Genomic DNA, 19,505 nt, shown 5'->3' with positions numbered 1-19,505 from the left:
GTAACGGCTTAGATCACGAACAGGTCCACAAACCGATTGACTGGGGTGGCCTCAAGCCGTGCCTGGTCCTTGCACAGCGCAAAAATCTCGGCACTGCGCTGCCCGGTAAACCGCGTCGCCAGGTTGGCCTTGAACTTGTCTTCGAGCAATGGAATGCCGTCCACCCGGCGGCGGCGATGGCCGATCGGGTATTCCACCGCCACCTGTTCGGTATGCGTGCCATCCTTGAAGAACACCTGAACCGCGTTGGCAATGGAGCGCTTGTCGGCCTCCAGGTATTCACGGCTGTAGCGTGGGTCTTCGACGATGACCATCTTGTCCCGCAGTTCATCGATGATCGGATGCGCGGCGTGGAATTCATCCTCGTACTGCTCGGCCACCAGGTTGCCGAATGCCAACGGCACGGCGGTCATGTATTGCAGGCAATGGTCGCGGTCGGCGGCATTGGCCAGTTGGCCGACTTTGGAAATGATACGAATCGCCGATTCATGGGTGGTGATCACGATGCGCTCAATTGCATGCAGGCGATCTTTCACCAACGGGTGCAACGTCACCGCCGCTTCGCAGGCAGTTTGTGCGTGAAACTCGGCGGGGAAGCTGATCTTGAACAGCACGTTTTCCATCACATAGGTGCCGTAGGATTGGGCCAGGCTGAACGTGCGTTTGTCCTGCGGCTTGAGCGCCAGGTCCTTGTTGGTGTGGCTGAACAGCACGTCGTAGAAACCCCACTGCGGCGCGCTCAAGACACCCGGAATACCCATCTCGCCACGCATGGCGATATCCGCCAGGCGTACGCCCCGGCTCGACGCATCCCCCGCTGCCCAGGATTTGCGCGAGCCGGCATTCGGTGCATGCCGGTAAGTACGCAATGCCTGCCCATCGACAAACGCATGGGACAGCGCCGCCAACAACTGCTCACGGTTGGCACCCATCAGCTTGGCGGTAACAGCCGTAGAAGCGACTTTCACCAACAGCACATGGTCAAGGCCGACGCGGTTGAAGGAGTTTTCCAGGGCAATCACGCCTTGGATTTCGTGGGCCATGATCATCGCTTCCAGCACTGCGCGCATGGTCAACGGTGCGTCGCCATTGGCCACGCGTTTTTGCGACAGGTGATCGGCCACGGCGAGGATGCCGCCGAGGTTGTCCGAGGGGTGACCCCATTCGGCGGCAAGCCAGGTGTCGTTGTAGTCGAGCCACCGCACGATACAGCCGATGTCCCACGCGGCCTTGACCGGATCCAACCGGAACGACGTGCCCGGCACCCGCGCGCCAAACGGCACCACCGTGCCCTCGACGATCGGTCCCAGGTGCTTGGTGCATTCGGGGAAACGCAGGGCCAGCAGGCCACAGCCCAAGGTGTCCATCAGGCAGTTGCGGGCAGTGTCCAGTGCGTCCTGGGAATCGATCCGGTATGTGAGGACATAGTCGGCGATGTCCTGCAGGACCTGGTCATAGTCGGGACGGTTGTTCTGGTCAACGTTGGCGCTCATGACAGTACTCCAAAGTGGGTTAGGTTGTTTCATCCTCAGGGTCAGGGTTGATGTGTTGCGGAGGGTCTGATTGCCCACCTTTTGTGTAGGAGCCGGCTTGCCGGCGATGGGGCCCTTGAGGCTTGCGCCCCATTCAAAGCCGCCATCGTCGACAAGCCGGCTCCTACAGGGTTAAAACGCGTCGCCAGGGACGCGGACGAAACCTTCCATCAGCACGCGCGCGCTGCGGCTCATGATGGCTTTCTTCACCACCCATTCGCCGTTCACCTGAGTGGCTTCAGCGCCCACGCGCAAGGTGCCGGACGGGTGCCCGAAGCGCACCGCATTGCGTTCAATACCACCCGCTGCCAGGTTGACCAACGTCCCGGAAATCGCCGCCGCCGTGCCAATCGCCACCGCCGCCGTGCCCATCATCGCGTGGTGCAGCTTGCCCATGGACAGCGCGCGTACCAGCAGGTCCACATCACCGGCCTTGATCGCTTTGCCACTGGACGCCACGTAATCCGCCGGCTTGGCCACGAATGCCACTTTCGGCGTGTGCTGGCGCTGGGCGGCTTCGTCCAGGTGCTTGATCAGCCCCATGCGCAAGGCGCCGTGGGCCCGCACGGTTTCGAACATCGCGAGGGCCTTGGAGTCGCTGTTGATCGCGCCTTGCAGCTCGGTGCCGGTGTAGCCGAGGTCTTCGGCGTTAATGAAAATCGTCGGAATGCCGGCGTTGATCAGCGTGGCCTTGAAGGTGCCGACGCCGGGCACTTCCAGGTCGTCGACCAGGTTGCCGGTGGGGAACATCGAGCCGCCACCGCCCTCTTCTTCTGCCGCCGGGTCCATGAATTCCAACTGCACTTCGGCGGCCGGGAAGGTCACGCCGTCGAGTTCGAAGTCGCCGGTTTCCTGCACCGCCCCATCAGTGATTGGCACGTGGGCGATGATGGTCTTGCCGATATTGGCCTGCCACACCCGCACCACGGCCACGCCGTTGTGGGGCACACGGGCCGGGTCGACCAGGCCTGCGCTGATGGCGAAAGAGCCAACCGCGGCCGACAGGTTGCCGCAATTGCCGCTCCAGTCCACAAACGGTTTGTCGATGGAGACCTGGCCAAACAGGTAGTCCACGTCGTGATCGGCGCGGGTACTTTTAGCCAGGATCACGGTTTTGCTGGTGCTCGATGTAGCGCCACCCATGCCGTCGATTTGCTTGTCGTAGGGATCGGGACTGCCGATCACCCGCAACAGCAACGCGTCGCGCGCGGCACCCGGCACCTGCGCCGATGCGGGCAGGTCCTTGAGGCTGAAAAATACGCCCTTGCTGGTGCCGCCACGCATGTAGGTGGCGGGGATCTTGATTTGCGCTGCGTGTGCCATGGTTACCTCTCAGGCCGTCGCCGCCGATTCCAGGAAGTCCTGGGCAAAACGTTGCAACACGCCGCCCGCCTCGTAGATCGACACTTCTTCGGCGGTGTCCAGGCGGCAGGTCACCGGCACTTCGACACGTTCGCCATTCTTGCGGTTGATCACCAGGGTCAACTGCGCACGCGGGGTGCGCGCACCGACCACGTCGTAAGTCTCGCTGCCATCGATCTTCAGGGTGTTGCGGTCGGTGCCCGGCAGGAACTCCAGCGGCAACACGCCCATGCCCACCAGGTTGGTGCGGTGGATGCGCTCGAAACCTTCTGCGGCAATCGCTTCCACACCCGCCAGACGCACGCCCTTGGCGGCCCAGTCGCGGGACGAACCCTGGCCGTAGTCGGCGCCGGCGATGATGATCAGCGGCTGCTTGCGTTCCATGTAGGTCTCGATGGCTTCCCACATCCGCGTGACCTGGCCTTCGGGCTCGATACGCGCCAGGGAGCCCTGCTTGACCTTGCCGTTTTCAACCACCATTTCGTTGAACAGTTTCGGGTTGGCGAAGGTCGCGCGCTGCGCAGTCAGATGGTCGCCGCGATGCGTTGCGTACGAGTTGAAGTCCACTTCCGGCAGGCCCATTTTCGCCAGGTATTCGCCGGCGGCGCTGTCGAGCATGATCGCGTTGGACGGCGACAGGTGATCGGTGGTGATGTTGTCCGGCAGCACCGCCAGCGGGCGCATGCCCTTGAGCGGACGTGCGCCGGCCAGCGCGCCTTCCCAGTAGGGTGGACGGCGGATATAGGTACTTTGCGGGCGCCAGTCGTACAGCGGCGCGACTTTCGGGCCGGTGTCTTCGTGGATGGCGAACATCGGGATATACACCGCGCGGAACTGCTCAGGTTTCACCGAAGCCTTGACCACTGCGTCGATCTCTTCGTCGCTCGGCCAGATGTCCTGCAGGCGGATTTCCTTGCCGTTGGCATCGAGGCCGAGCACGTCTTTCTCGATGTCGAAACGGATGGTGCCGGCAATCGCATACGCCACCACCAGCGGCGGCGAGGCGAGGAAGGCTTGCTTGGCGTACGGGTGAATGCGCCCGTCGAAGTTGCGGTTGCCCGAAAGCACGGCGGTGGCGTACAGGTCGCGGTCGATGATTTCCTGCTGGATCACCGGGTCCAGCGCACCGGACATACCGTTGCAGGTGGTGCAGGCGAAGGCCACCACGCCAAAACCGAGCTTCTCCAACTCGTGGTCCAGGCCCGCGTCTTCGAGGTACATGGCCACGGTTTTCGAACCGGGGGCGAGGGACGATTTGACCCATGGCTTGCGGGTCAGCCCCAGCTTGTTGGCATTGCGCGCCAGCAGGCCTGCAGCAATCACGTTGCGCGGGTTGCTGGTGTTGGTGCAGCTGGTGATGGCCGCGATGATCACCGCGCCGTCGGGCATTTGCCCCGGCACGTCATCCCACTGGCCGGAGATGCCTTTGGAGGCCAGGTCGCTGGTGGCCACGCGGGCGTGCGGGTTGCTCGGGCCGGCCATGTTGCGCACGACGCTGGACAGGTCGAAGGTGAGACCACGCTCGTATTGCGCGCCCTTGAGGTCATCGGCCCACAAGCCGGTGTGGCGAGCGTATTGCTCCACCAGGGTGACCTGTTCGTCTTCACGGCCAGTGAGTTTCAGGTAGGCGATGGTCTGCTGGTCGATGTAGAACATCGCCGCGGTGGCGCCGTATTCCGGGGCCATGTTGGAGATGGTCGCACGGTCGCCCAGGGTCAGTGCCGAAGCGCCTTCGCCGAAGAATTCCAGCCAGGCGCCCACCACTTTCTGTTTACGCAGGAACTCGGTCAGCGCCAGTACCATGTCGGTGGCGGTGATACCCGGCAGCAGCTTGCCGGTGAGTTCCACGCCGACGCTTTCCGGCAGGCGCATCCACGACGCGCGCCCGAGCATCACGCTCTCGGCTTCCAGGCCGCCGACGCCGATGGCGATCACGCCCAAGGCATCTACATGGGGGGTGTGACTGTCGGTGCCGACGCAGGTGTCCGGGAAGGCCACGCCGTCGCGCACCTGGATCACCGGGGACATTTTCTCCAGGTTGATCTGGTGCATGATGCCGTTGCCAGGCGGGATCACATCGACGTTCTTGAAAGCTTTTTTGGTCCACTCGATAAAGTGGAAACGGTCTTCATTGCGACGGTCTTCGATGGCACGGTTTTTCTCGAACGCGTCCGGGTCAAAACCACCGGCTTCGACGGCCAGGGAGTGGTCGACGATCAGTTGGGTCGGCACCACCGGGTTGACCTGCGCCGGGTCACCGCCTTGCAGGGCGATGGCATCGCGCAGGCCGGCGAGGTCGACCAGCGCGGTCTGGCCGAGAATGTCATGGCACACCACGCGCGCCGGGAACCACGGGAAGTCGAGGTCGCGCTTGCGCTCGATCAACTGGCTCAGGGACGCATTGAGGGTGGCCGGGTCACAGCGACGCACCAGGTTTTCCGCGAGCACGCGGGAGGTGTAGGGCAAGGTGGCGTAGGCGCCGGGGGTGATTGCTTCAACGGCCGCACGGGCGTCGAAATAATCCAGGCGGCTGCCGGGGAGCGGTTTGCGGAATTCAGTGTTCATCGGTCAGGACTCGGTCACGGTGGTTGCAAAAGGAGCCCACGGATCCTGGGATAGAATGCGATCAAAAGGTGGGAGCGGGCTTGCTCGCGAAGGCGGTTTAACAATCGCCATGTGTGTTGAAAGACACACCGCTTTCGCGAGCAAGCCCGCTCCCACATTTTTGATCCGGTTTCACCCCGGGTTCAGCGGTTTCTCCATTCAGCGACGTTCGATTGGCACGAACTTGCGCTGCTCAACGCCGGTGTATTCGGCGCTTGGACGGATGATGCGGTTGTTGGCGCGCTGCTCGAACACGTGGGCAGCCCAGCCAGTCAGGCGCGAGCACACGAAAATCGGCGTGAACAGCTTGGTCGGGATGCCCATGAAGTGGTACGCCGAGGCATGGTAGAAGTCGGCGTTGGGGAACAGTTTCTTCTGCTCCCACATGGTCTTGTCGATGGCTTCGGAGACCGGGAACAGCACCGTGTCGCCTACTTCGTCAGCGAGTTTTTTCGACCAGCCCTTGATCACTTCATTACGCGGGTCGTTGTCTTTGTAGATCGCGTGGCCGAAGCCCATGATCTTGTCCTTGCGCGCCAGCATACCGAGGGTGCCTTCGACCGCTTCTTCAGCGGACGAGAAGCGCTCGATCATCTCCATCGCCGCTTCGTTGGCACCACCGTGCAGCGGGCCACGCAGCGAGCCGATGGCGGCGGTGACGCAGGAATACAGGTCGGACAGGGTCGAGGCACACACCCGTGCAGTGAAGGTCGAGGCGTTGAATTCGTGTTCCGCGTAGAGGATCAACGAAACGTTCATCACCTTGACGTGCAACTCGCTCGGCTGCTTGCCGTGCAGCAGGTGCAGGAAGTGGCCGCCAATGGAGGGCTCATCGGTCACGCAGTCGATGCGTTTGCCGTCGTGGCTGAAGCGGTACCAGTAGCACATGATCGCCGGGAAGGCGGCGAGCAGGCGGTCGGTGACATCGCGCTGCACGCTGAAGTCTTTTTCTGGCTCGATATTGCCTAGGAACGAGCAACCGGTGCGCATCACGTCCATCGGGTGGGCGTCGGCGGGAATGCGTTCCAGCACTTCTTTCAGCGCTTGCGGCAGGTCGCGCAGCTTGCTCAGCTTGGCGCTGTAGGCCGCCAGCTCGGCTTTGGTCGGCAGTTCGCCGTACAGCAGCAAGTACGCGACTTCTTCAAATTGCGCATCGGCGGCGAGGTCGCGTACGTCGTAGCCGCGATAGGTCAGGCCAGCACCGGCCTGGCCCACGGTGGACAGTGCGGTCTGCCCGGCCACCTGGCCACGCAGGCCGGCGCCACTCAATACTTTTGCTTCAGCCATTTCTCTTCTCCAATCTTGTATTTATAAGGAGGCCTTGGTTAATCGCGGCCCTGTAGGAGCCGGCTTTCCGGCGATAGGCCCTTGAGGCTTGCGCCAGGTTCGAAGGCGCAATCGCCGGCAAGCCGACTCCTACAGTTGTTCGTCAGGCATTTATTTCTTGGCGGCAAACAGCGCGTCGAGCTTCTGCTCGAAGGTGTGGTAGTCGATGCGATCGTAAAGCTCCATGCGGGTCTGCATGGTGTCGATCACGTTCTGTTGGGTACCGTCGCGACGGATCGCGGTGTAGACGTTTTCGGCCGCCTTGTTCATGGCGCGGAAAGCCGAGAGCGGGTACAGCACGATGGAAACATCGGCAGATTTCAACTGTTCGGTGGTGTACAGCGGCGTGGCGCCGAACTCGGTGATGTTGGCCAGGATCGGCGCTTTCACACGAGAGGCGAACAGCTTGTACATGTCCAACTCGGTGATGGCTTCCGGGAATACCATGTCGGCGCCGGCCTCGATGCAGGCGGCTGCACGTTCAAGGGCAGATTCCAGGCCTTCGACGGCCAGGGCATCGGTACGGGCCATGATCACGAAGCTGTCATCGGTGCGCGCGTCCACGGCGGCCTTGATGCGGTCGACCATTTCCTGTTGGGACACGATTTCCTTGTTCGGGCGGTGACCGCAGCGCTTGGCGCCGACCTGGTCTTCGATATGGATTGCGGCCGCGCCGAACTTGATCATCGACTTGACGGTGCGCGCCACGTTGAACGCCGAGGAACCAAAACCGGTGTCGACGTCCACCAGCAGCGGCAGGTCGCAGACGTCGGTGATGCGGCGCACGTCGGTCAGCACGTCATCCAGGCCGGTGATGCCCAGGTCCGGCACGCCGAGGGAGCCGGCCGCTACACCGCCGCCCGACAGGTAGATCGCCTTGAACCCAGCGCGCTTGGCCAGCAGCGCATGGTTGGCGTTGATGGCGCCCACCACCTGCAAGGGGTGTTCATTGGCGACGGCGTCACGGAAACGCTGGCCTGGGGTGCTCTTGTTATTGGAAGTCATCATTCACCTCGTGATTGGGCAGCACCGTCCGGGAAGTGACGGGCAATGTTGCGTTTGGACGCGCCGATATGCCGGCGCATCAACAGTTCGGCCAGTTCACCGTCGCGATCGGCAATCGCGTCAAGAATGCGGTGGTGCTCGGCGAAGGCCTGGCGTGGACGATTGGGGGTGGCGGAAAACTGGATGCGGTACATGCGCACCAATTGGTACAGCTCGCCGCAGAGCATTTGAGTGAGGGTGCGATTACCGGCGCCTTGAATTATCCGGTAATGAAAATCGAAGTCGCCTTCCTGCTGGTAATAGCCGACGCCGGCCTGGAAGGCTTCGTCGCGTTCGTGGGTGTGCAGCACCTGGCGCAGCTCTTCGATTTCCGCGTCCGTCATGCGCTCGGCTGCCAGGCGGCACGCCATGCCTTCGAGGGATTCGCGGATTTCATAGAGTTCGATCAGCTCGGCGTGGGTCAAGGACACCACGCGCGCGCCGACATGCGGCACGCGCACCAGCAGGCGCTGGCCTTCCAGGCGGTGGATCGCCTCGCGCAGCGGGCCGCGGCTGATGCCGTAGGTGCGCGCCAGTTCCGGCTCGGATATCTTGCTGCCGGGGGCGATCTCACCCTTGACGATGGCGGCCTGGATACGCCGGAAGACGTTCTCGGACATGGTCTGCGAATCGTCTTGCGCCACCACTGGGGATTCCAGCTGATCCAGCATATTGTCGACACCTTTAAAAGCAATGCCGCAAAAACTAGCCAATCAGCCCCGGATAGTCAAAGAATAAATCCACATTGTCGACAATCGTCTAATAACCGCTGTTGCACCCTATCGGGGCATGGCCGGCTGCCAGCGCTGGCGCCAAAAAAGCATCATGTTAGAATGCCCGCCACTTTTGCCTGACATCATTGGATGAAACGGCGTACGAGGGAGTTTGCGCAGCAATGCCAGTCGCCTTGAATTGAACATCGCACTGCCGCCTCGGGATCTATGAGACTCAAACCCTTCCTTCTATTGATGTGCCTGTTGACCGCACCCAGCCTCGGCGCTGCCGCCGAGAAGACCGTGTATGGCCTCAACGAATACGCCCAACTGGCCGGAATCGACCTGGAAGTCGCCGCCAAACTGGACACCGGTGCCAAGACCGCGTCCCTCAGTGCCCGTGATATCAAGCGCTTCAAGCGCAACGGCGAATCCTGGGTGCGCTTCTACCTGGCCATCGACACCGCCCATTCCCACCCCATCGAACGCCCCCTGGCCCGCGTGAGCAAGATCAAGCGCCGCGCCGGTGACTACGACCCCGATGAGGACAAGAACTACACCGCCCGTCCTGTGATTGCCCTGGATATCTGCATGGGCACCGCTTTACGCAGCATCGAAGTGAACTTGACTGACCGCAGCGCATTCCAATATCCGCTGCTGATTGGCTCCGAAGCGCTGAAGCGCTTTGATGCGCTGGTCGACCCCAGTCTTAAATACGCAGCAGGCAAACCTGCCTGCGCCGCCGACGCTCATACCGCCGAGTAAACCGAATGCGCTCTCTGACCCTGCACCTGAGAATCCTGATCACCATCCTGGTGGTCCTGGGTATTTCGGTCACCGCCTACCAGATTTTCGTGCAGGGGATCCCCGTGACCGAGAATGCCACCGATGACTTGTGGAACGTCGACGCCAAGGTCGAGTTCGTTGCCAGCGCCAAGGATCCGGTGAAGATCCAGATGTTCGTGCCGCCCCTGAACCGCGACTACGTGAGCCTGAACGAAAGTTTTATCTCCAATAACTACGGGGTCAGCGTCAACCGGACCGACGGCAACCGCAAAGTCACCTGGTCTGCACGCCGGGCCAAGGGCAACCAGACGCTGTATTACCGCGTGGTGTTGATCAAGCGAGACCGAGCCGACAAGGTCAAGCTGAAGGGGCCGACCTTTCGCGACAGCATTGCGGTAGAAGGCCCGGAGAAAATCGCCGCCGAGGCTCTGCTGGCACCGATTCGCCAGCACTCGGCCGACGTCGAAACCTTCGTCAGCGAAGCCATCAAGCGCACCAACAACCTCAATGACGACAGCGTCAAACTGCTGCTGGGCGCCGACACCTCGGTTGCCAAGCGCGCCAAGATCGTCGAGTTGGTGCTGTCTATCGCCCACGTGCCGGTCGAAAAGGTCCACACCATCCGCCTGGTAGCCGACCAACCGCAAGCCCCGGAATTGTGGCTGCGCAGCTTTAATGGCAGCGACTGGTTGTACTTCAACCCGGAAACCGGCGAACAGGGCCTGCCGGCCGACCGCCTGCTGTGGTGGACCGGTGATGAGAACCTGATCACCGTCGATGGCGGTAAGAAAGCCGTGGTCACCTTCAGCCTGAACAACAGCGAGATGAACGCGATTCGCCTAGCCAAGCTGACTGACGAGAACACCGACGCCAACTTCCTCGAATACTCGCTGTACGGCCTGCCGCTGCAGACCCAGCAGACCTTCATGATCATGGTGATGATCCCGATTGGCGTGCTGGTGATCCTGATCCTGCGCAACCTGATCGGCCTGCAGACCCTGGGCACGTTCACCCCGGTGTTGATCGCCCTGGCATTCCGCGAGACGCAGCTGGGCTTCGGGATTGTGCTGTTTACGATTATCACGGCGCTGGGGCTGTCCCTCAGGTCGTACCTGGAGCACTTGAAGCTGCAGATGCTGCCGAGGCTGTCGGTGGTGCTCACCTTTGTGGTGGTGCTGATCGCGGCCATCAGCCTGTTCAGCCATAAATTGGGCCTGGAGCGTGGCTTGTCGGTGGCATTGTTCCCGATGGTGATCCTGACCATGACCATCGAACGCCTGTCGATCACCTGGGAAGAACGCGGCGCCAACCATGCGCTGAAAGTGGCGATTGGTACGCTGTTCGCTGCATCCCTGGCGCACCTGATCATGAGCGTGCCGGAGCTGGTCTACTTCGTGTTTACCTTCCCGGCGGTCCTGCTGATCCTGGTGGGCTTCATGCTGGCCATGGGTCGTTATCGCGGCTACCGCCTGACCGAGCTGGTGCGTTTCAAGGCCTTCCTCAAGGCTGATTCGTAATGTTCGGCTTCTGGAAGACCTGGAAGGCCCTGGAAGCGCGGGGGATCATGGGCATCAACCGGCGTAACGCCGACTACGTGCTCAAGTACAACAAGCGCAGCCTGTACCCGATTGTGGATGACAAGATCATCACCAAGGAACGTGCGCTGGCCGCCGGCATCCACGTGCCGGAAATGTACGGGGTGATCTCCACCGAGAAGGAAATCGACAAGCTCGACGACATCATCGGCGGGCGCAGCGACTTCGTGATTAAGCCGGCCCAGGGCGCCGGCGGTGACGGCATCCTGGTGGTGGCAGACCGTTTTGAAGGGCGCTATCGCACGGTGTCCGGCAAGATCATCAGCCATGAAGAGATCGAGCACCAGATCTCCAGCATCCTCACCGGCCTGTACTCGCTGGGCGGCCACCGTGATCGCGCGCTGATCGAGTATCGCGTGGTGCCCGACCAGATCTTCAAGAGCATCAGTTATGAAGGCGTGCCGGACATCCGTATCATCGTGCTGATGGGCTACCCGGTGATGGCCATGCTGCGTTTGCCGACACGCCAGTCGGGCGGCAAGGCCAACCTGCACCAAGGGGCGATTGGCGTGGGTGTCGACCTCGCGACCGGCCTGACCCTGCGGGGCACCTGGCTGAACAACATCATCACCAAACACCCCGACACCACCAACGCGGTGGATGGCGTGCAACTGCCCAACTGGGACGGTTTCATGAAGCTTGCGGCCGGCTGCTATGAGCTGTGCGGCTTGGGCTATATCGGCGTGGACATGGTGCTCGACCAGGAAAAAGGCCCGCTGATCCTGGAGCTGAATGCGCGGCCTGGGCTGAATATCCAGATCGCCAACGACTGTGGCCTGACCCTGCGCACTCATGCGGTGGAAGCGCGGCTGGAAGAACTGAAAGCCGCTGGCGTAACGGAAACGCCGGAGGAGCGGGTGAGGTTCGTGCAGGAAATGTTTGGGCATATTCCACCTGTGGAAGGCTGAAGATCGCATCGCCGGCAAGCCGGCTCCTACAGTGGAATGCGGTACAATTGCCGCCCCTTCCATGCCCATAGCTGATTCGCCTCGCATGTCGACCTGCTCTGTATACCCACTGCCTTACCAGGCCAACCCCGCTGCGTATTTTGCGGCGATTCGCCATGCGCCTGGTGCCGTGCTGCTGGACAGTGGCCGACCGGCAGCCGAGCGCGGGCGTTATGACCTGCTGAGCGCCTGGCCGCACGCAACCCTGACGGTTTCACCGGACGAGAGCGGTAGTGATTTCCTGCAGCGCTTGCGCGAAAATCTGACCCAGTTGGGTAAAGCGGATCTACCCGCCGGCTATGAGTTGCCGTTTGCCGGCGGCCTGATCGGCTACCTGAGCTATGACTTCGGCCGGCACCTGGAGCACATGCCGCACGTGGCCGCAGACGACCTGCACCTGCCGGATGCGCGCTTCGGGTTGTATGCCTGGGCATTGATCAGTGATCACCAGGCGCGAACCAGTCAATTGGTGTTTCACCCGACATTGGCCGATAGCGAGCGGCAACGGCTGATCGCCTTGTTCAGCCAGGTACGTGTCGACACCTTGGCCACCTTCACACTTCGGGGCCCGATGGCGCCTGACCTCACCGCCGAGGCTTACCGCCAGGCCATCGTGCGTATCCAGGACTACATCCAGGCCGGCGATTGCTACCAAGTCAACTTCGCCCAGCGTTTTCGAGCGCCGTGCAGCGGCGATCCTTGGGTGGCTTATTGCGCCCTGCGCGAAGCCTGCCCCACGCCCTTCTCCGGGTTCCAGAGCCTGCCGGACGACGGTGCGGTGCTGAGCCTGTCGCCTGAGCGTTTCGTGCATATCAGCGAGGGTCGCGTCGAAACCCGCCCCATCAAAGGCACGCGCCCACGTGGGCTGACCCCCGAAGAAGACGCTGCCAACGCCGCCGAACTGCTGGCCAGCCCCAAGGATCGCGCCGAAAACCTGATGATCGTCGACCTGCTGCGCAACGACCTTGGCCGCACCTGTCGCATCGGCTCGGTCAGCGTGCCGGAGCTGTTCAGCCTGGAAAGCTACCCCAACGTGCATCACCTGGTGAGCAGCGTGACGGGTGAGTTGGCCGACGACAAAGACGCCCTCGACTTGATCGCCGGCAGCTTCCCCGGTGGCTCCATCACTGGCGCGCCGAAGATCCGCGCCATGCAGATCATCGACGAACTGGAACCGACCCGACGCGGGCTGTACTGCGGCTCGCTGGTGTACCTGGACGTGCGCGGCGAGATGGACAGCTCGATCGCCATCCGCAGCCTGCTGGTGAAGGATGGCCAAATATGCTGCTGGGGCGGCGGTGGGATCGTGGCGGATTCGCAGTGGGAAGCGGAGTATCAGGAGTCGCTGACCAAGGTGCGCGTGTTGTTACACACGCTGGAAAACCTGTAGCAGCCAAGCCTCTCCTGGCTCTCGTCGACAGCGCCGGCCGACAGGAAAAAACCTGAATCAGAACGTTTATGGACTGTATTCGGGCCGGACGATAGCGTCCGGCTCGGACCGTCCATTAGCCGTCTGTGAGGGATCACATGGACCGACTGCTTACTCGTCAGAAATTGTTTCCGGGATTGCATCTCCATCCAACCGCGCCTATATTCTCCCAAATTGGGAGGTCAGCGCGATGCGCATAATCGCTCTCTCAACCCTACGAATATTCTGGGAAAGCCATCCAGCCTATTCCGACGCCAAGACACCCCTGGTCGAGCTGTACCGTCAATATGGAAAGAGCGACTTACCCAACGCCACAAGCGCTCAAAGCAGAGCTAAGAACGGCAAGCATCCTTAAAAGTGGCAGGGTTGCCTTCAACGTGGGCGGTAACAAGTACCGGGTCATCATGGCCATCGATTATCAGCGCCAGCTTGGGTTCATACGTTTCGTAGGAACTCACGCGCAGTACGACCAGATCAACGCGGAGACCGTGTGATGAACATCAAACCTATACATTCCCAGGAAGACCTTACCGCGGCACTTGCGCGCGTGGAGCAGCTATGGGGAGCGGAAATCGGCTCACCTGAGGGTGATGAGCTGGAAATTCTTGCTGTCCTCATTGAGAAGTACGAGGCAGAGCATTTTCCGATGCCGCCCTCGGATCCTGTGGAAGCGATCAAATTTCGCATGGAGCAACTGGGCATGACCGCCCGGGATCTTGAGCCATTTATCGGCACCAGCGGGCGGGTGTCCGAAGTGCTCAACCACAAGCGTAAGTTGAGCTTGTCGATGATCAAGCGCTTGCATGAAGGCTTGCGTATTCCTTATGAGCGCTTACTGGCTGGCATCTGAGATTTGCGGCGTCTGTGAAGGCCCCATCGCGGGCAAGCCCGGCTCCCACAATTGATCGGGTTCACACCACCCAAAGGTGGGAGCTGGCTTGCCTGCGAAGAGGCCATCCGCCGCACTGAAAAACTTACAGGCTCAACGCCCGATTCGACGCCTTGATGAACTCTTTCTTCAAGTCCTCAAAGGTGTGCACCGCAGGGAACTGCGGGAACTCGCGAATCACATTCTCCGGCGCATGGAACAGAATCCCACGGTCGGCTTCGCCCAGCATGGTGGTGTCATTGTAGGAATCACCCGCGGCAATCACGCGGTAGTACAGGCTCTTGAAGGCCAATACCGATTGGCGCTTGGGGTCTTTCTGGCGCAGTTGGTAACTCACCACGCGGTCGGTTTCGTCGGTGATGAGGCGATGGCACAGCAGGGTCGGGAAACCCAGTTGGCGCATCAGCGGCTGGGAGAACTCGTAGAAGGTGTCCGACAGGATCACCACCTGGAAGCGCTCGCGCAGCCAGTTGACGAACTCGATCGCGCCGTCCAGGGGCTTGAGGGTGGCGATCACTTCCTGGATGTCGGCCAGCTTGAGCCCGTGCTCATCGAGGATGCGCAGGCGCTGCTTCATCAGCACGTCGTAGTCGGGAATGTCCCGAGTGGTGGCCCGCAGGGATTCAATACCGGTTTTTTCGGCGAAGGCGATCCAGATTTCCGGAACCAGCACCCCTTCCAGGTCGAGACAGGCAATTTCCACAAGACACTCCCATTTGTATGTTGTTGGTTGAGCGAGCAAAAGGACTGCCGAACTCTAGCGATTCAAGCTCGCCGCCGCAACGCAGAGCGGATTTTGATACCATCGCTTCCCTATAGAGCGCTCAGCGCCACTGACCTGTAGGAACCGTCCTGATGAACCAAGCCTTCGACGTCGCTGAACTCGCCGCGACTTATGCCAACAAATCCGCCCAGGATATTCTCAAGCTGGCGTTCAGCCAGTTCGGTGATGACCTGTGGATTTCCTTCAGCGGCGCCGAGGACGTGGTGCTGGTGGACATGGCCTGGAAGCTGAACAAGAACGTCAAGGTGTTCAGCCTCGACACCGGCCGCCTGCACCCGGAGACCTACCGGTTTATCGAGCAGGTGCGTGACTTCTACAAGATCGACATCGAGCTGATCTCGCCGGACCAGAGCAAGCTGGAACCCTTCGTCAAAGAGAAGGGGCTGTTCAGCTTCTATAAGGACGGCCACGGCGAATGCTGCGGTGTGCGCAAGATCGAGCCGTTGCGCCGTAAACTTGCAGGCGTGAATGCCTGGGCCACCGGCCAGCGCCGCGACCAGAGCCCCGGCACCCGCAGCCAAGTGGCGGCGCTGGAAATCGACACAGCCTTCTCCACACCGGAACGCACCCTGTACAAATTCAACCCCCTGGCGCAGATGACCAGTGAGGAAGTCTGGGGTTACATCCGCATGTTGGAGCTGCCGTACAACAGCCTGCATGAGCGCGGCTTCATCAGCATCGGCTGCGAGCCCTGCACCCGCCCGGTGCTGCCGAACCAGCACGAGCGCGAAGGCCGCTGGTGGTGGGAGGAAGCCACGCAGAAGGAATGCGGGCTACATGCGGGGAATATCATCAGCAAGGCATGATCCTCAATCTGTACACAGGAATGTCACCATTAGTGCCATTCTTGTGTGCACTTATAAAATTACGCACCGAAAAGTTACATTCTTCCCCGCATCAACACCCTAGCGATTTTGCACACACTTCACCCAACAAAATAAATAGCTGTTCAAACGGTCAATTTATATCGCTTTGAATTCAGCTAGTTATTTCCTGTGCCTATAAAAACGAAATTACCCACAGTTTTCATAGATCTAAAACTGGCACGCAAGTGGCTTAAGGTGAAATGCGCTTTGTATACAATAAATACAAAACCTACATACACTTTGCCATCTGCGGCTTGGCTGCCGATGTGCTGGAGCCTGCCGGAATGCGTACAAGCCTCTCGAATAACATCGCACTGGATCTGCCCTCCTCCCTGAAGCCCGAAGCCATCGAGCCAGGCCCGCTGGTGCTCAGCCCACGCCTGCACAACAAGGACTTGGCGCCCACCAAAGTCGAAGGCCGGCGCTGGGGGCGCTACAGCATCTTTGCGCTGTGGACCAATGACGTGCACAACATCGCCAACTATTCCTTCGCCATTGGCCTGTATGCCCTGGGCCTGGGCGGCTGGCAGATTCTGTTGTCACTCGGTATCGGCGCGGCGCTGGTGTACTTCTTCATGAACCTTTCGGGATACATGGGGCAGAAGACCGGCGTGCCCTTTCCAGTGATCAGCCGTATCAGCTTCGGCATTCATGGCGCGCAGATTCCGGCGTTGATCCGCGCAGTGATTGCGATTGCGTGGTTCGGTATCCAGACCTACCTGGCTTCGGTAGTTTTCCGAGTGCTTTTAACGGCAATTCATCCGGGTTTTGCCGACTACGACCACAACTCGATCCTGGGCCTGTCGTCGCTCGGCTGGGCCTGTTTCGTGGCGATCTGGTTGGTGCAATTGGTGATCCTGGCCTACGGCATGGAGATGGTGCGCCGCTACGAGGGCTTCGCCGGGCCGGTGATTCTGCTGACGGTGGCGTCGTTGGCTGGTTGGATGTATTTCCAAACCGCTGGGAACATCGCCTGGTCGATCCGCGAACCCCTGAGCGGCGGCGAGATGTGGCGCAATATCTTTGCCGGTGGCGCGCTGTGGCTGGCGATCTACGGCACGCTGATCCTCAATTTCTGCGACTTCGCTCGCTCCTCGCCCTGCCGCAAGACCATCCAGGTCGGCAACTTCTGGGGCCTGCCGGTGAATATCCTGGTGTTTGCCGCGATCACCGTGTTGCTGTGCGGCGGGCAGTTCCAGCTCAATGGCCGGGTGATCGAAAGCCCTACCGAGATCATCGCCGCGATCCCGAATACCTTCTTCCTGGTGCTGGGCTGCCTGGCCTTCCTGATCGTCACCGTGGCGGTGAACATCATGGCCAACTTCGTTGCGCCGGCCTTTGTGCTGAGCAACCTGGCGCCCAAGTACCTGAACTTCCGTCGCGCCGGGTTGATCAGCGCCACCGTGGCGGTGTTGATCCTGCCGTGGAATCTCTACAACAGCCCGCTGGTGATCGTGTATTTCCTTTCTGGCCTGGGCGCGCTGCTGGGGCCGTTGTACGGGGTGATCATGGTCGATTACTGGCTGATTCGTAAAAGCCGGGTGGACGTATTGCAGCTGTATAGCGAAGACCCGAATGGCGTTTATTACTACAGCCGTGGCGTCAATCTGCGGGCGGTGGCGGCGTTCATTCCGGCGGCCGTGATCGCCATTCTCCTGGCCCTGCTACCCGGCTTCGCCAGCGTTTCACCGTTTTCCTGGATGTTTGGCGCCGGTATTGCAGGGTTGCTGTACGGGCTGATCGCCAAGCGTCAGCCGTTCTACGCCGATGTCAGCGGCGAAAGCATTGCAGTCGATAACGTCAGTCATTAATCAAGGACATTCCATGCGTATCCTCGTGGTCAACGTCAACACCACCGAATCCATCACTGAAACCATCGCCCAGCAGGCACGGGCGGTGGCTGCGCCCGGCACCGAAATTGTCGGGCTCACGCCCTACTTCGGCGCGGAGTCGGTGGAAGGCAACTTTGAAAGCTACCTGGCGGCCATCGCGGTGATGGACCGGGTGATGGCCTACGACCAGCCATTCGACGCGGTGATCCAGGCCGGCTACGGCGAGCATGGCCGCGAAGGCTTGCAGGAACTGCTCAACGTGCCGGTGGTGGACATCACCGAAGCCGCTGCCAGCACGGCCATGTTCCTGGGCCACGCCTATTCGGTGGTGACCACCCTGGACCGCACCGTGCCGCTGATTGAAGACCGCCTGAAACTGGCCGGCCTCTACCAGCGCTGCGCCTCGGTGCGCGCCAGCGGGATGGCGGTGCTGGAGCTGGAAGAAGACCCGCTGGCGGCCATGGAAGCGATCGTGCGCCAGGCAGAACTGGCCATCAGCGAAGACAAGGCCGAGGTAATCTGCCTGGGCTGTGGTGGCATGGCTGGGCTGGATGAACAGATCCGCTACCGTACCGGCGTGCCGGTGGTGGATGGCGTGACCGCAGCGGTGACCATTGCCGAGTCGCTGGTGCGGTTGGGGCTGTCGACGTCGAAGATCAGGACCTATGCAACGCCGAGGCCGAAAAAAGTCATCGGTTGGCCGGGCCAGTTCGGACGGTAGACCGAGGTGTGGCCATCGCGGGCAAGCCCGGCTCCCACAGGGGAATGCATTCCAAGGTGGGAGCTGGCTTGCCTGCGATGGCCGCGATGCGGTGTGAGCGTGCAATCAAATGGCACTGACTCGCTGCCCCAACCGCTGCTCGGCAAACTGCTCGATGATGAAATCCACAAACGCCCGGGTCTTGCCGGGCAGCAGTTTGTGCTCGGCGTAATAGATGGAGATGTTGCCGTCGTCGACATACCAGTCGGGCAGCACACGCACGACTGCACCACTGTCCAGAAATGGCACGGCCATCGGCATGCTCACCAGCGCAATGCCCAAGCCTTGGGCACTGGCGCAGCAGGCGGCTTCGGAGTCGCTCATGGTCATGCTCGGCTTGAGTACCAGCGGGCTGTGTTCACGCTCGATACTGGTCAATTGCCAGGAACGGATGCGACCGGTCTGCGGTGAACGGATGAGAATGCCTGTGCAGTGCGCCAAGTCTTCTGGGGTTAACACCGGCGCGCGTTGCGCCAGGTAGTCCGGTGACGCCACCAGCACGCGATGAGCCGGCGTCAACTTGCGCGCCACCACGCCCTGGGGCAGCTCGAAACCACCACCAATGGCGGCATCGAAGCCCTGCCCGATCAGGTCGACCTGGCGGTTATCGAAATGCCAGTCCGGGCTGATATCCGGAAACCGCTGCATAAACGTCCCCAGCAGCGGCACCACATAGCGATTACCAAACACCGTCCCCATGCTGACCTTGAGCGTGCCCACGGGCCGTCCTTCGGCACTGGCCAGGTTGGCCACGGCGTTCTGGATGGTGGTGAGGCTGCCACTGACTTCGTCGAGAAACAGTTTGCCAGCCTCGGTCAGCGTCAGGCGCCGAGTGCTGCGCTGGAACAAGCGCACACCCAGGCGCGCCTCCAGCTTGGCGACACTTTTGCCGACGGCTGCCGGGGTCAGGCTCAGGTGCCGGGCCGCCTCGGCAAAGCTGCCACCCTCGGCGCTGCGCACGAAGCATTCGATACTGCCAAAGCTTTCCATACCCACCCACTCTAAACTTTTGGTTTACACAGACTATAGCAATCAC

Annotated in this window: 16 protein-coding genes and 1 pseudogene; 9 read left to right on the top strand and 8 right to left on the bottom strand. The window is 61.1% G+C overall.

The features are described from left to right. Positions 1–8: 8 nt before the first annotated feature. The 6 genes from prpD to AC0IYN_RS18215 all read right to left on the bottom strand — a co-directional run bounded on the left by prpD (position 9) and on the right by AC0IYN_RS18215 (position 8,539). On the bottom strand, positions 9–1,493 hold the full coding sequence (gene prpD / locus AC0IYN_RS18240; RefSeq protein ID WP_457240215.1) for a 2-methylcitrate dehydratase: 1,485 nt from the start codon (positions 1,491–1,493) through the stop codon (positions 9–11). Between the two features lie 171 nt (positions 1,494–1,664). Beyond that, positions 1,665–2,855, bottom strand: coding sequence for a 2-methylaconitate cis-trans isomerase PrpF (prpF, locus tag AC0IYN_RS18235; protein ID WP_471842404.1), 1,191 nt, complete (start codon positions 2,853–2,855; stop codon positions 1,665–1,667). Positions 2,856–2,864: 9 nt separating this feature from the next. Next, positions 2,865–5,459 carry a Fe/S-dependent 2-methylisocitrate dehydratase AcnD gene (acnD, locus tag AC0IYN_RS18230; RefSeq protein ID WP_406599815.1) on the bottom strand — a complete coding sequence of 865 codons (2,595 nt, stop codon included), beginning with the start codon at positions 5,457–5,459 and terminating at the stop codon, positions 2,865–2,867. Positions 5,460–5,657: 198 nt separating this feature from the next. Further along, a complete protein-coding gene (gene prpC, locus AC0IYN_RS18225) occupies positions 5,658–6,785 on the bottom strand; it encodes a bifunctional 2-methylcitrate synthase/citrate synthase (RefSeq protein WP_457249072.1) in 1,128 nt (375 codons plus the stop codon). A gap of 150 nt (positions 6,786–6,935) precedes the next feature. Further along, positions 6,936–7,829: a methylisocitrate lyase gene (prpB, locus tag AC0IYN_RS18220; RefSeq protein WP_457240218.1), complete on the bottom strand. Its 894-nt coding sequence runs from the start codon at positions 7,827–7,829 to the stop codon at positions 6,936–6,938. Then, positions 7,829–8,539: a GntR family transcriptional regulator gene (locus tag AC0IYN_RS18215; protein WP_406599818.1), complete on the bottom strand. Its 711-nt coding sequence runs from the start codon at positions 8,537–8,539 to the stop codon at positions 7,829–7,831. Before AC0IYN_RS18215 ends, prpB begins: the two co-directional genes overlap by 1 nt. 270 nt (positions 8,540–8,809) lie before the next feature. On the opposite strand from AC0IYN_RS18215, the gene rloA reads away from it, so the two are divergent. The 6 genes and pseudogenes from rloA (at position 8,810) to AC0IYN_RS18185 (ending at position 14,188) form a co-directional block, all read left to right on the top strand. Further along, positions 8,810–9,346 carry a retropepsin-like aspartic peptidase RloA gene (gene rloA / locus AC0IYN_RS18210; protein ID WP_058427391.1) on the top strand — a complete coding sequence of 179 codons (537 nt, stop codon included), beginning with the start codon at positions 8,810–8,812 and terminating at the stop codon, positions 9,344–9,346. 5 nt (positions 9,347–9,351) lie between these two features. Next, entirely contained in the window at positions 9,352–10,884 is a 1,533-nt protein-coding gene (gene rloB, locus AC0IYN_RS18205) for an osmotic stress tolerance membrane protein RloB (protein WP_078049762.1), read from the top strand. Beyond that, complete coding sequence (locus AC0IYN_RS18200) at positions 10,884–11,870, top strand: alpha-L-glutamate ligase-like protein (protein WP_123474544.1); 987 nt, start codon at positions 10,884–10,886, stop codon at positions 11,868–11,870. The genes rloB and AC0IYN_RS18200 overlap by 1 nt, the downstream gene beginning before the upstream one ends. An 85-nt stretch (positions 11,871–11,955) precedes the next feature. Beyond that, positions 11,956–13,299: an aminodeoxychorismate synthase component I gene (pabB, locus tag AC0IYN_RS18195; protein ID WP_471842403.1), complete on the top strand. Its 1,344-nt coding sequence runs from the start codon at positions 11,956–11,958 to the stop codon at positions 13,297–13,299. Between the two features lie 229 nt (positions 13,300–13,528). After that, positions 13,529–13,832, top strand: a pseudogene (locus AC0IYN_RS18190) (type II toxin-antitoxin system HigB family toxin). After that, on the top strand, positions 13,832–14,188 hold the full coding sequence (locus AC0IYN_RS18185) for a helix-turn-helix domain-containing protein (RefSeq protein WP_025854208.1): 357 nt from the start codon (positions 13,832–13,834) through the stop codon (positions 14,186–14,188). The pseudogene AC0IYN_RS18190 and the gene AC0IYN_RS18185 overlap by 1 nt, the downstream one beginning before the upstream one ends. 124 nt (positions 14,189–14,312) lie before the next feature. On the opposite strand, the gene thrH is transcribed toward AC0IYN_RS18185, so the two are convergent. Then, complete coding sequence (gene thrH, locus AC0IYN_RS18180; protein WP_025854207.1) at positions 14,313–14,930, bottom strand: bifunctional phosphoserine phosphatase/homoserine phosphotransferase ThrH; 618 nt, start codon at positions 14,928–14,930, stop codon at positions 14,313–14,315. Positions 14,931–15,082: 152 nt separating this feature from the next. Between thrH and AC0IYN_RS18175 the strand changes: the two genes are divergently transcribed. From AC0IYN_RS18175 to AC0IYN_RS18165, 3 genes are all read left to right on the top strand, one after another. Beyond that, positions 15,083–15,817: a phosphoadenylyl-sulfate reductase gene (locus AC0IYN_RS18175; protein ID WP_406599820.1), complete on the top strand. Its 735-nt coding sequence runs from the start codon at positions 15,083–15,085 to the stop codon at positions 15,815–15,817. A 344-nt stretch (positions 15,818–16,161) separates the two neighbouring features. After that, the gene (locus AC0IYN_RS18170) at positions 16,162–17,688 is read left to right on the top strand and encodes an NCS1 family nucleobase:cation symporter-1 (RefSeq protein WP_471842402.1); all 1,527 of its coding nucleotides are present in this window, start codon (positions 16,162–16,164) and stop codon (positions 17,686–17,688) included. A gap of 13 nt (positions 17,689–17,701) precedes the next feature. Next, the gene (locus AC0IYN_RS18165; RefSeq protein WP_078049768.1) at positions 17,702–18,430 is read left to right on the top strand and encodes an aspartate/glutamate racemase family protein; all 729 of its coding nucleotides are present in this window, start codon (positions 17,702–17,704) and stop codon (positions 18,428–18,430) included. 105 nt (positions 18,431–18,535) lie between these two features. Here AC0IYN_RS18165 and AC0IYN_RS18160 read toward each other — a convergent pair whose 3' ends face one another. Then, positions 18,536–19,459, bottom strand: coding sequence for a LysR family transcriptional regulator (locus AC0IYN_RS18160; protein WP_471842401.1), 924 nt, complete (start codon positions 19,457–19,459; stop codon positions 18,536–18,538). Positions 19,460–19,505: the final 46 nt, after the last annotated feature.

The sequence above is a fragment of the Pseudomonas sp. AC112 genome (genome assembly GCF_979253545.1).
Note: the sequence above shows the minus strand (reverse complement) of the source record. Positions and strands in the feature narration are given on the sequence as shown.

Bases quoted from the DNA above. Each gene is read 5' to 3' on its own strand.
- rloB (WP_078049762.1), top strand. From the start codon at position 9,352: ATGCGCTCTCTGACCCTGCACCTGAGAATCCTGATCACCATCCTGGTG.
- AC0IYN_RS18170 (WP_471842402.1), top strand. From the start codon at position 16,162: ATGCGTACAAGCCTCTCGAATAACATCGCACTGGATCTGCCCTCCTCC.
- AC0IYN_RS18165 (WP_078049768.1), top strand. From the start codon at position 17,702: ATGCGTATCCTCGTGGTCAACGTCAACACCACCGAATCCATCACTGAA.
- AC0IYN_RS18200 (WP_123474544.1), top strand. From the start codon at position 10,884: ATGTTCGGCTTCTGGAAGACCTGGAAGGCCCTGGAAGCGCGGGGGATC.
- AC0IYN_RS18160 (WP_471842401.1), bottom strand. From the start codon at position 19,459: ATGGAAAGCTTTGGCAGTATCGAATGCTTCGTGCGCAGCGCCGAGGGT.
- prpB (WP_457240218.1), bottom strand. From the start codon at position 7,829: ATGACTTCCAATAACAAGAGCACCCCAGGCCAGCGTTTCCGTGACGCC.
- prpF (WP_471842404.1), bottom strand. From the start codon at position 2,855: ATGGCACACGCAGCGCAAATCAAGATCCCCGCCACCTACATGCGTGGC.
- pabB (WP_471842403.1), top strand. From the start codon at position 11,956: ATGTCGACCTGCTCTGTATACCCACTGCCTTACCAGGCCAACCCCGCT.
- acnD (WP_406599815.1), bottom strand. From the start codon at position 5,459: ATGAACACTGAATTCCGCAAACCGCTCCCCGGCAGCCGCCTGGATTAT.
- prpC (WP_457249072.1), bottom strand. From the start codon at position 6,785: ATGGCTGAAGCAAAAGTATTGAGTGGCGCCGGCCTGCGTGGCCAGGTG.
- rloA (WP_058427391.1), top strand. From the start codon at position 8,810: ATGAGACTCAAACCCTTCCTTCTATTGATGTGCCTGTTGACCGCACCC.
- AC0IYN_RS18215 (WP_406599818.1), bottom strand. From the start codon at position 8,539: ATGCTGGATCAGCTGGAATCCCCAGTGGTGGCGCAAGACGATTCGCAG.
- AC0IYN_RS18185 (WP_025854208.1), top strand. From the start codon at position 13,832: ATGAACATCAAACCTATACATTCCCAGGAAGACCTTACCGCGGCACTT.
- AC0IYN_RS18175 (WP_406599820.1), top strand. From the start codon at position 15,083: ATGAACCAAGCCTTCGACGTCGCTGAACTCGCCGCGACTTATGCCAAC.
- prpD (WP_457240215.1), bottom strand. From the start codon at position 1,493: ATGAGCGCCAACGTTGACCAGAACAACCGTCCCGACTATGACCAGGTC.